Below are 12,305 nucleotides of genomic sequence, written 5' to 3'. Positions count from 1 at the left end.
TAATTCAGTGTTATTTTTCCTAACGGTGTTAATTTTTAATTCAAAAAAAATTTACAAAGACTTCACAAAAGCCGAAACAGTTTCGTCCAAAGTTGTTTTATTCATTGTTGAAGGGATATCTGCAGTACGCATCATCATAATGGAAATCATTCCGTGAACTGCTGAAAACAAAGCATGAGACATATGACATGCACTATCCGTATTCGATCCGTTTTTCTTGATAATGTTATAAGTGCATTCGTAGATCAGATCCTGGAATGAAGAAAATTCCTTCTTCATCTGGCCTTTTCCGCAGCATTGCATTCCCAATCCAAACATAAGCTGGTAATATTCTTTATTCTTAAAAGCAAAGTTCCAGTAGGCATCCACTATGGCAACAAGTTGTTCCTCAGGGGTATCATGCTTTTGCTGAGCTTTTAAGAGTTCAATATGCAGCTTGTGAAAGCCATCCAGAGAAATCTCAAACAAAATAGCCTCCTTGTTTTCAAAATAATCATATACCACCGGAGCACTGTATTCAATAGCATCAGCGATCTTCCTGATGGAAAGTGAACCCCAGCCTTCAGTTTTAGCCAAAGTAAAAGCCGCCTGCAGGATATTTGCACGGATGGATTCTTTTTCTCTTTGACGACGTTCATGTAGGCCCATGATATTTTTTTACTAACAGTGTTAGCAAAACTACAAACTTTTTAATATAACTTCCAAGAGATATTGTAAGTTTTACAGACGAGGCAACTATTTAAAGAAAAATTGTTCAAAGGCAGGAACCTGCAAGAATGGGGCTGGAAGTTGGTTTGGATCAAAAAAATACCATTAATAGAATTTGACTATAACTATTTTTTGAGGACTCAAATCTTCCTTATCCTACAAAAATAAAATGCCTGTTTGCAGAACTCATTTCAATTAATAAAAGAAATAATTATCTTTGTGAACTAAAGAAAAAAGGTATGAATACTCCATCAAATATGCTGGCATTAGGAACCAAGGCTCCGTTTTTTGAGCTTCCTAACCCGTCAAAAACGAATGAACTTCAGTCTTTGGAAGAGCTGAAAGGAGAAAAAGGAACATTGGTGATCTTCATGTGCAACCACTGTCCGTTTGTTCTTCATGTGATCGATAAGATCAATGAGCTATACGAAGATTATAATGATAAAGGGATTGAATTTATTGCGATCAATGCCAATGATATTGAAAAATATCCGGCTGATTCTCCTGAAAAAATGATTGAATTCCAGATCGAAAGGAGATTTGATTTTCCTTACCTGTTTGATGAAAGCCAGGCAATCGCAAAGGCATATGATGCAGCATGTACACCGGACTTTTATTTCTTTGATGATAAACTGGATCTTATCTACAGAGGGCAGATGGATGATTCAAGACCGGGAAATAATAAAGATGTAACGGGAGAAGACCTGATCATCGCTTTTGAAAATCTTTTGGCAGGGGAACCGCAGGAGGAAATTCAGAGACCAAGTATGGGATGTAATATTAAGTGGAAGTAAGTAATTATGCCGGTTGCTGTTTGTATAGTTGCTGGTTCTTATTATTATAGTATAAAGCTGCTCTTTCGGAGTGGCTTTTTTTATGACACGTAGTTTTGTAAGGTTGGATTCCTATGGTATGATGAATATGAAAGTACGCTCTATTCATATACTTTATTCCGTAGGAGTCTCAGTATAGCTTATCTGTCAGAAACTTACCTTAGTTTTAGTCTCTTTTTCAACCTTCAGATCTACATTCACCTTATTATGAGAATAATTCTTAATAAACTCAGAAGGTGTCTTTCCCGTATACTTTTTAAACATTCTGTTGAAGTAGGTCACATTGTTAAAACCACAGTGGTAGCTGCATTCTGAAATGGATTTGTCCTGAGCCATCAGTAAACATGCTTTATTGATGCGGTAGCGGTTCACAAATTCAGTAAAAGTGATCTGTGTGGCCTTTTTAAAAAAATTACAGAAAGCAGGCAAGGTCAGATTGGCCAGTTTTGCAACTTCTTCAATATCTATTTCTTTATCATAATGATGTTCTACATAAGTGAAAATATTCTCAAGACGGGTTTTATTTTTCGAAATAATGGTATAGGGCATGATCTCTTTATTCAAAAGTTCATAATCTTCACATTTCGAAAGTTCAAAAAGGATCTCAAGCAGCAGCAGATATCTTTTATAACCTTCCGATTCAAGCATCAGTTTCAGCCTGGGAAGCATGTGTGTTTTTACTTTGGGATGAAAATGTATCCCGTATTTTGAAAGTTCGAGTAGATTTTTGATCGATCTGGCTTCCACTTCCTGCTCGGGGAACTGAAGAATTTCTTCTTTAAACTGAAGAACGATTTCCTCATGTGGATCAATAGAATTCAGGCCAAATCCCGAATGCGGAATATTGGAACCGATCAGCACCAGGTCACCATTGGAATAATTACTTTTATGATAGCCCACATGCCGGGTACCACTTCCGGAAACAACGCATACCAGCTCAATTTCGGGATGATAATGATACTCCCATTTGAATTCCGAAATAGGGGAATTGTTGTGAATCGTCCGGAATGAGCTTTTATCATTAGGGATTACTCTTTCAAAAGTGACTTTCATTTAATTAATCATATTTAATTACTAAAAATACTAATTATATTAATATAGTTCAAATATTGATTTACTGTGTTAAATTATTGTGAACACAAATGCTTATATCTTAGCCAGCAAGAAATATCCTGAATGAAAAACAGTAACATCAAGGCCGTTTTATTTTTAAACTATTTTGTCTTTGCCATTCTCCTTAATTCTGTGGGAACAGTTATCCTGCAGGTACAGCAGAATTTTGGAATTTCAAAATCTTCGGCCAGTGTTCTGGAAGGATTCAAGGACCTTCCGATTGCGATATGTTCTTTCATTCTGGCATCATTTCTTCCGAAGATCGGGATCAAAAATTCCATGCTGACGGCTTTGCTGCTGGTAAGCGGTATGTGCTTTGTGATGCCGTTTGCCAATGATTTCTGGTTCTTTAAATTATTATTTGCAATGGTAGGAGTTTCCTTTGCACTGATCAAAATATCTGTTTTTACCTCCATTGGTCTGGTAACGGAAACGGATAAGGAACATTCCAGTTTTATGGGATTTTTAGAAGGGTTCTTTATGATCGGGGTATTGGCAGGAAACGTTCTGTTCAGTTTATATATTGATGATCATAATCCGAAATCTACTCACTGGCTGAATGTTTATTGGCTGCTTGGCGGGCTTTCATCATTATCATTTTTGTTTTTATTCTTTTCTGAATTGAATGAAAAAGAAGCGAAAAGTGAAAAAACGGATCTCTTGGGCGATCTGAAAAACAGTATAAGCCTGTTCAGCTACAAAAAAGTATTGTGCTTTTTGCTATGTGCTTTCCTATTTGTACTGGTAGAGCAGAGCTTTCAGACCTGGACACCTACTTTCTATAAAGAAATTTTAAAAGTTCCGACCTCAATGAGTATTCAGGCAGGGGCTGTTTTGGCGGGTGCTTTTGCTTTGGGAAGATTTTTATCCGGATTTTTCTCTAAGAAATTCAGCTGGATCTATGTGGTTTCATTCTGTGTCATTGGTTTTGCAATAAGCTTACTTCTTGTTTTACCACTTACGCACAATATTCATATTGATACCCAAACAAATTGGCTGAATGCTCCCCTGGTAGTGTATTTATTTCCTTTGATGGGTGGGTTGCTGGCCCCTATTTATCCAAGTATCAATTCAGTGATTCTGGCATCAATACCCAAATATTTACACAGTGCCATGTCCGGGCTGATCGTTGTTTTTTCAGCGATTGGAGGAACCATCGGATCAGTAATTACGGGTTTTGTATTCCAGGAGTTCAGTGGGCAGCAGGCATTTTATCTTTCCCTGATTCCGCTTTCATTACTGATCACGGCCGCCGTGTTCATGAATAAATTAAAAATTAATCCTAAACAATAAAAATGAGTAATCAGCTATACATCAGCGAAATTCAAAATCTTTTTGATGCCGTTCAGAGATCTGAGATTTTTGAAGACCAGAAAATGATGACCGATGCGGTTCCGCTATTCCCAATTGCGAAGATCAATGAAGACTATGAAAAGGCAAAAGATGCTGAAGGTTTTGACCTGAAAGATTTTGTACTGGCTCATTTTGATTTTCTGGGCGCAAAAATTTCCATCCAAAGAGAAGACCATCTTCCGATCAAGGAACATATTGAAAAGCTCTGGGATGAACTGACCCGTACTGCTTATGAAGAAAGAGGTACCCTCTTGAAGTTGCCTAAACCTTATGTAGTGCCGGGAGGGCGTTTCAATGAATTTTTCTACTGGGACAGCTATTTTATTATGTTGGGATTAAAAGCCTCAGACAGGGTAGAAATGATGGAAAACATTGTTGAAAACTGTTCTTACCTGATTCAAAATGTAGGGTTTGTTCCGAATGCAAGCAGAACTCATTTTTTAAGCCGGTCACAGCCCCCTTATTTTTCGCTGATGCTCGACCTGCTTTTTGAAACCACCCATAAAGAAGACATTTATATACAATACCATGATACGCTGGAAAAAGAATATGCTTTCTGGATGAATGGTGAAGAAGAACCTGAAAATAATTCAGGAGTTAAAAGAGTCATCAGAACGGAAGACGGAAATATCCTGAACCGTTATTATGATGCAGAAAATGCTCCCCGCCCTGAAAGTTATCTGATCGATATCGAAGATCATGAAAAAGCTTCAGGAGATGAATTCTACAGAAATATAAGAAGCGCCTGTGAATCCGGTTGGGATTTTTCCAGCCGTTGGTTCGCAGACGGAGAACATATACAGACGATAGAAACGCTGAACCTTGCACAGGTTGACCTCAACTGCCTTTTATGGCATCTGGAAATAACCCTGGCAAAATCCTCGGCGCTTCAGAATCTTTTTGAAAAAGAAAAATATTTTTCTGAAAGAGCAGCAAAGCGAAGACAGATGATCAACAAATACTTCTGGGATGAAAGAATGAAGATTTACAAAGATTATCATATTAAAAAAAACACAACAACCCCGTCTGAACATATTGCTGCTCTTTACCCTTTATTCCTCGGAATTGCAGATCAGGATCAGGCCGAAGCTGTAGCACAGGCTCTTGCCGAAAAGTTTTTATATCCCGGCGGGCTGGTGACCACTACCAAAAACTCAGGACAGCAGTGGGATCTTCCCAATGCATGGGCACCTTATCAGTGGCTGGGCTTCAAAGCAATGAAGAACTACGGGTTCCATGAACTGGCAGAAAAAATTAAAAATAACTGGTGTTCCAATGTGGAAAGAGTCTACATAAACACCGGAAAACTGATGGAAAAATACAATGCATTAGATACAGAAACAATAGCAGGCGGCGGGGAATACCCTAATCAGGACGGATTCGGTTGGACGAATGGAGTGTATTTACAATTACAGCAAAACTGAAACTAACAATAAAAAATAAGGCTATGAAAAAAAAATCAATCTTTTTAATCGCCGCAACAGCTACGTTATATTTTAATAATGCTTATGCCCAGGAAACTCCGCAGGATTCTGCGAAAGTATCCTCTATCGATCAGATTGTCATTACCGGAAATTCCAATCCGAAGAAAAAAATAGAATCCAGTACTGCCATTTCTACTTTTAATGCCAAAGAAATTCAGAAACAGAATCCGATAAGTGCTGCTGCCCTGCTGCAGAGAGTTCCCGGTTTTGCCGTGGAAACTTCAGGTGGAGAAGTGGGGAATAACCTTTTTGCAAGAGGAATTCCTTCTGCCGGGGCTTATGAATTTGTACAGGTACAGGAAGACGGTCTTCCGGTTTTTGAGGATGGGGCACTTCAGTTTGCCAATGCAGATAATTTCTTCCGGGTAGATAATTCCGTGAGCCGTCTGGAAGCTTTGAGAGGAGGCTCAGGTTCAATCTATGCCAATAATTCACCCGGCGGTCTTATCAATTTTATTACAAAGGAAGGATCTAATGATTTTAAAGGAACTGCCAAGCTTGAAACCAGTACTTATGGACTTATGCGCGCAGACCTTAATCTTGGTGGAGCTTTGGTAAAAGATAAGCTGTTTTTCAATGTCGGAGGTTTTTACAGAACGGATGACGGAATCAGAAAAACAGGGTTTAAAGCCAATAACGGAGGACAGATCAGAATGAACCTGAAATATGTCTTTGATAAAGGCTATGTGAAAATGTATTATAAAAAGCTGGATGACAGAAATACATTCTATCTCCCAATCCCTTTACTTCAGGATGGAAATACCCTGAAAGAATTTCCAGGGTTTGATGCCAATTACGGAACATACAGCTACAGAGGAATCGGGCAGCTTACTATTCCGCAGGCCGGAGGCGGCTTTTTCAGCAGAGACCTGGAAAACGGGATCCATCCGAAAGTGGATGTTGTAGGCGGGGAGTTTAAATATGACCTGGGAAGTAATTTCACAGTTTTAAATAAGACCCGTTACACCAATATCGATATGAATTATACAGGGATTTTCCCTGCAGGAGCTCCGTATACCGCTGGTGATTTTGCGAAACGAAGCGGTATTGCCGGAAATAATTATCAGTATTCATTAGTGAGCGGCGGAGCAGTGGTGAATCCTGCCAATGTTCAGGAACTGGGGTTCTGGGCTATTGACAAAAAGATGAATAATTTTGTGAATGACCTTCAGTTCAGTTATAAATTTGATAAAGGAAATGTGACCGCAGGTTTTTATAAATCAAACTGGAAATCGACCCAATACTGGAACTGGAGTAATATTTTAACAACAGCTACAGACAGACCACAATTGCTGAATCTGGTAGATACCTCTCTTACTCCTTCAGACAATGGTTACTCCAAAACATATAACGGTGTTACGAGTATGTCTTTTCTGATCAGAAATTCACAAATCCAGGGAAGTCTGAATGATGTCTACCTGAATTTAGATTATAATATCACAGATGACTGGAGCTTTAACGGCGGAATCCGCTATAGCCGTGATTATTATAAAGGTTATGGCGTGAATACAACAAAGGCGAATCTTAATAATTCCGGGCTGACCATTGACGGTACACACAGCTTTGCTACCACAACAGCAGATGACAATATGTCTGTTTTGGGAAATCAGTACACGTATTGGTATTATGATGTAAATAAGGTTTCCTATACTTTAGCCACCAATTATAAGATCAATAAAGAAAATGCAGTGTATGCCCGTTTTTCCAGTGGTTTCAGGTCTCCTAACGAAGAAGCATATTACAACAATATGGCAGATCTGAGCCAGATCAAACCAGTATCCACCAATCAGCTTGAAGTAGGATATAAATACTATTCCCGTACATTTGATATTGCGGTGATTCCGTTTTATTCCACATTGAAAAACCTTTCATTTACAGATGTCTTTTCAGACGGAACTTCTGAGAACAAATTTGCCAATACCACCAATCTTGGGGTAGAAATTGAAGGGTATACAAGACTGTTCAACAATATTCTTGAAGTTACTTTTAACGGAACAATTCAGAATCCGAAATACAAAGATTTCAGAGGAAGAAACGCAGACGGAAGCACCTTTGATTACGATGGAAATGTAGTGCGAAGAATGCCGAAGTTCTATTTTAATATTTCCCCAGCCGTGAATATTACCAAAGAATGGAGAGCTTATGTAAGTATGAATTACTATGGCAAGCGTTTCCAGAATGAAGGAAATACGGATGATAATATTCTGCCTTCGTTCACCGAATTTGGAGCAGGAATGTCTTATCAGCTTGGGAAAATCCGTTTTGCTGTAGACGGAACCAATATCTTTAATACGATAGGGATTACGGAAGGAGATCCAAGATCAACCTCTTCTGTTGGGAACATCAGAATGGCAAGACCTATTATGGGTGCAGCTGCCAGAGCCTCTATCACTTTAGATTTTTAAACTCTATTTCTTTATAAACAATGAAACCGGCAGGATTTTCCTGACGGTTTCTGTTTTTATGGATGATACAGATGATCTGTTCGTAAAAATATCTGCGTCATCTGCTCAATCTGCGGGAGTCTTTTCAATTATTGGAAGTATATCAAATTTAAATCAAACTCTCAGATAGTCAAACCCAATCATTATCTGAAAAACGGATTATACTGCTTTTCAAATCCAATCGAAGTAGGATTTCCGTGACCGGAGAAAACCTGAGTGTCATCATTTAAAACAAATAGTTTGGTTTTGATCCCGTCGATCAGTTGCTCGTAGTTTCCTTTATACAGATCTGTTCTTCCGATGCTGCCTTCAAAAAGGACATCACCTGAGATCATGAATTTCTGGTTTTCATTATGATAAACCACACTTCCCGGAGAATGTCCCGGAACATGATAGATTTTGAATTTCTCTCCATCCAGTTCCAGTTCGTCACCTTCTTTTACATATTCAATATCTGCTTGTACAGGATCAACTTTCATCCCGAATCTTACTCCGCTTGCCTGAAGCATATCCAAAACTTCCTGGTCTTCCTCATGCATGCTTACCGGAACCTTAAACGTGTCAACAGCCCACTGAAGTCCCAATACGTGATCAATATGGGCATGGGTAAGAAGTATTTTCCGGATCGTTAAGTCTTTTTCTGTAATGAAGCTGGCAATAGCCTGCGTTTCCTGCGGGTTCATGTTTCCCGGATCGATGAGCCATGCATTTTTATTTTCGTTGTAAATGATGTATGTATTTTCGCTGGCGAAATTGAAGACGAAGCCTTGGATCTGAAGCATATCTGAATTATTTTTTTATTTCAAAAATACAATATTATTAAGAAAATGACGATTTTTCGCTATCTTCGTCATAATGAAAACTTTGCGAATACTCTTACTCTCTTTGGGCGGACTGGTTTATGGACAAAATATCCAGAGTATCCAGCTGTTTAACCCACAGACCAATGATGAAACACCGGTCATCAAATTCGGTGAACAACTGGTTTTAAGCTTTGACGATCTTACCAACAGAAGTGATATCTACAGGTACACCATCAAGCATTATGACAGAAACTGGAATGACGATAATCTGTTTTTTACAGAATTTGCAACCGGAAGTATGAATGCGCTTCTGGATCAGTTTCAGTATTCTTTCAATACCCTGCAGGCGTATACCCATTACAAACTTACTTTCCCGAACGATAAGATTCAGCCGAAGATTTCAGGTAACTATGAACTGATTGTCTATAAAGATTCAGCCGATAAACCTCTTTTCAAAAGAAGATTTTATCTGGTAGAAGATATGGCCACTCTGGGATTGAATATCTCCAGGATTGCTGATGCAAAGAATCCCAACCTGAATCAGAGGGTAGAAGTGAAAGCCTCTCCGAAAGGAGGAGATATTTCCTCCAATGTCAACTCTATGACCCTGAATGTCATGCAGAACAATAACCCGAATATGGTGATAGCCAATCAGAAGGCAAGTACTGTTTTGGGAAATCAGCTGCTTTTCCAGCAGATGAACCTGGTATTTCCGGGAGACAATGAATTTTATTATTTCGATAATAAAAACATGAATATGGCCGCAGATATGGTTCGTGCTACTGAAATAAAAGATGATGTCAACCAGACCTATCTGCATCCGGTATGGGCGTTTCCGCTGAATTATCAGTATCAGCCTGATGTAAACGGGGCATGGTATTACAGAAGAAATGATCTGGGAAGAGAAAGGGATGCCGAAAGAGAAGCCGATTACTCATGGGTGCACTTTTATCTGGAATCTGATCCTGTAGATAAAGAGATTTATGTGCTGGGAGGGTTTAACAACTTTACACCAAGCAAAGAAAACCAGATGCAATATGATGCTGCAACCAAGCAATACGTTGCCAGAATATTTCTGAAACAGGGTTTTTATAACTATGTTCTGGTGACCAGAGAAGGGAACGGACCTTTAAATTTCGGGGAAGTTAACGGAAACTTCTGGCAGACGGAAAACCTTTATCAGGCCTTCCTGTATTATGCTCCTTTCGGAAGAAATTATGATGGGCTGATGGGGTATGGAGAATTCAGAACACCTGTTTCCAGTAAACGTTAATTTGATTTCTTGGTGAATCTTGAATAATTTTACAGATTTGCATTTAAAATAGAAATAAAGGCTGTCTCTCAGGAGATAGCCTTTATTTTTTTACTTAAAAATTATAATGCACTGAATAGTGAAAAAATAATAATCACAAAATTGTGATTTTAATTAATTAAATTAATCAAAAATATTCATAAAGATAAAATTATTATTAATTAATTCTCTTCTTTTTAAAATCATTATTGTGTTTTGTTTAATGATTTATATTTTCAATTGAATTTTATTCAATGTATGTGCTTTTGTATTGTGAAAAGTTTATAAATTCGTTTTCACATTTAACAAGTATTATTATGAAAACAAAATTTATCTTAGTGGCAAGCATTGCTGCCTGCTCTTTTATGTCCGGACAAAATACACCATCCAGAATAATTCCGGGAAAAAGCGGATTACATGCAGAATTTATGCGTTTTGATAAAAACGGCCCCACTTTTCAGGGAAGTCCTGTTTTATTTGATGAAGCTACCCAAAGACTTTCTCCGGGGCAGGGACTTAAACTGGGACATGAAAAAGACGCACTGGGATTTGAAACCCACCGCTTTCAGCAGACGATCAATGATATTCCTGTAGAATACGGTATGATGGCTGTACAGACCAGAGACGGTAAAATTGTAGGACAGTCCGGAAGCTGGGTCCTTACAAGTCCTAAGGCAGAAAAGAAAGCCAATATTTCTGAAAAGATAGCACTGCAGAGTGCATTGGCATTTGTAGGGGCAGACTCCTATAAATGGCAGAATAAAGAAGAAGAGGATTTTTTAAAAAAAGAAATGAATAGCGCAGAGGCCAGCTTCGCACCCAAAGGAGAACTGGTTTACTATTCGGATCCTTCAGATGAAAAATTAAAAGACCTGAAACTGGCTTATAAATTTGACATTTACTCAGAAAAGCCCATCAGCAGACAATACGTTTTTGTAGATGCCAAAAATGGAAATGTGCTGGGGACAGATGCCATTATTCATGAAGTGAATACACCCGGAACTGCAACAACAGTATACAGCGGAAACAGGGATATTGTTACAGATTCTTACAACGGAAGTTACAGGTTGAGAGAAACAGGAAGGAACGCAGGAACGGCTGTAGAAACCTATAATGCGAGAAAAAGTACCAACTTATCCGGAGCGGTAGATTTTACAGATTCAGATAATGTATGGAATAATGTGAATACCAATAAAGACCAGTATGCTACCGATGCCCATTGGGGAGCTGAAATGACCCTGGATTATTACTATTCAAAGTTCGGGCGCAAAAGTATAGACAACAATAATTTTGCAATAAAATCCTATGTACATTATGGAAATAATATATTCAATGCCTATTGGGACGGATCGAGAATGCTTTATGGCGATGGCAGTTCCACCACAAACGGAGGAAAACCATTGACAGCCATTGATGTCTGCGGTCACGAAATCACTCACGGGCTGACTACCAAAACGGCTAATCTTGTATACCAGAGAGAGCCCGGAGCTTTGAATGAAGGTTTTTCAGATATTTTCGGGAATACAATAGAACGCTGGGCAAGACCTACTAAGGCAAGCTGGACATTAGGAGAAGATTTCAGTTATGTGATCAGAGATATGTCAAACCCTAATGCTTACCGTCAGCCGGATACCTATAAAGGAACCTATTGGAAAGATGCAACCACTACAGGATGTGCCGTTCCGGGACAGACAACGAATGACTATTGCGGAGTACACACCAATTCCGGAGTTCTGAATTTCTGGTATTATTTATTGGTAACCGGAGGATCAGGAACCAATGATAACGGTTTCGCCTATAATGTTTCAGGAATAGGATTGGATAAGGCCGGAGCTATTGCCTACAGAACCCTGACGACGTATCTTACTTCTACCTCTACCTATGCAAATACAAGAACTTATTCTCTTCAGGCTGCAGCAGATCTTTACGGAGCCGGCAGTAATGAGGTGACTCAGGTTACCAATGCATGGAATGCAGTAGGGGTAGGCGGAGGAATTTCTTCTGCAGGACTTGTGGCAGCTGCCAATAATGCTTCCTCTTATACCATAAGCCCAAATCCGGCAACAGACAGATTTACGGTAAGTTTTGAAGGAAAAGCAGGAAAAGGAGCTGTAGAACTGATCAGCCTTACAGGGAAAAGAGAAATCTCTGAAAAAGTAAATATAGCTGATGGAACGAACAGGGTGGAAATACAGATTCCGTCCAATATCCTTCCAGGGGTATATATTGTAATGGTGAACGGAGAAAAGGCAGGAAGCCTTATTAAAAAGTAAACC

9 protein-coding genes are annotated in these 12,305 nt (G+C 38.9%); 6 read left to right on the top strand and 3 right to left on the bottom strand.

Annotated elements, in window-relative coordinates:
* Nucleotides 1-51 precede the first annotated feature (51 nt).
* Entirely contained in the window at nt 52-648 is a 597-nt protein-coding gene (locus tag BBI00_RS13025; RefSeq protein ID WP_065399170.1) for a TetR/AcrR family transcriptional regulator, read from the bottom strand.
* 299 nt (nt 649-947) lie between these two features.
* Between BBI00_RS13025 and BBI00_RS13020 the strand changes: the two genes are divergently transcribed.
* Nucleotides 948-1,502 carry a thioredoxin family protein gene (locus BBI00_RS13020; protein WP_065399169.1) on the top strand — a complete coding sequence of 185 codons (555 nt, stop codon included), beginning with the start codon at nt 948-950 and terminating at the stop codon, nt 1,500-1,502.
* 186 nt (nt 1,503-1,688) lie between these two features.
* On the opposite strand, the gene BBI00_RS13015 is transcribed toward BBI00_RS13020, so the two are convergent.
* Complete coding sequence (locus tag BBI00_RS13015) at nt 1,689-2,594, bottom strand: AraC family transcriptional regulator (RefSeq protein WP_065399168.1); 906 nt, start codon at nt 2,592-2,594, stop codon at nt 1,689-1,691.
* A gap of 123 nt (nt 2,595-2,717) precedes the next feature.
* On the opposite strand from BBI00_RS13015, the gene BBI00_RS13010 reads away from it, so the two are divergent.
* From BBI00_RS13010 to BBI00_RS13000, 3 genes are read left to right on the top strand one after another with little or no spacing between them, the layout of a single operon-like run.
* Entirely contained in the window at nt 2,718-3,947 is a 1,230-nt protein-coding gene (locus BBI00_RS13010) for an MFS transporter (RefSeq protein ID WP_065399167.1), read from the top strand.
* Nucleotides 3,948-3,949: 2 nt separating this feature from the next.
* Entirely contained in the window at nt 3,950-5,431 is a 1,482-nt protein-coding gene (locus tag BBI00_RS13005) for a trehalase family glycosidase (RefSeq protein ID WP_065399166.1), read from the top strand.
* 23 nt (nt 5,432-5,454) lie between these two features.
* Complete coding sequence (locus tag BBI00_RS13000; RefSeq protein ID WP_065399165.1) at nt 5,455-7,896, top strand: TonB-dependent receptor; 2,442 nt, start codon at nt 5,455-5,457, stop codon at nt 7,894-7,896.
* Between the two features lie 182 nt (nt 7,897-8,078).
* Here BBI00_RS13000 and BBI00_RS12995 read toward each other — a convergent pair whose 3' ends face one another.
* Nucleotides 8,079-8,717, bottom strand: a complete 639-nt coding sequence (locus BBI00_RS12995; protein ID WP_065399164.1) for an MBL fold metallo-hydrolase — start codon at nt 8,715-8,717, stop codon at nt 8,079-8,081.
* Nucleotides 8,718-8,790: 73 nt separating this feature from the next.
* On the opposite strand from BBI00_RS12995, the gene BBI00_RS12990 reads away from it, so the two are divergent.
* Complete coding sequence (locus BBI00_RS12990; RefSeq protein WP_065399163.1) at nt 8,791-10,011, top strand: type IX secretion system plug protein; 1,221 nt, start codon at nt 8,791-8,793, stop codon at nt 10,009-10,011.
* 335 nt (nt 10,012-10,346) lie between these two features.
* Complete coding sequence (locus tag BBI00_RS12985) at nt 10,347-12,302, top strand: M4 family metallopeptidase (protein WP_065399162.1); 1,956 nt, start codon at nt 10,347-10,349, stop codon at nt 12,300-12,302.
* Nucleotides 12,303-12,305 lie beyond the last annotated feature (3 nt).

It is taken from the genome of Chryseobacterium arthrosphaerae, assembly GCF_001684965.1.
Taxonomy (GTDB): Bacteria; Bacteroidota; Bacteroidia; order Flavobacteriales; family Weeksellaceae; genus Chryseobacterium; species Chryseobacterium arthrosphaerae.
This window is presented reverse-complemented; position numbering and strand designations above follow the sequence as displayed.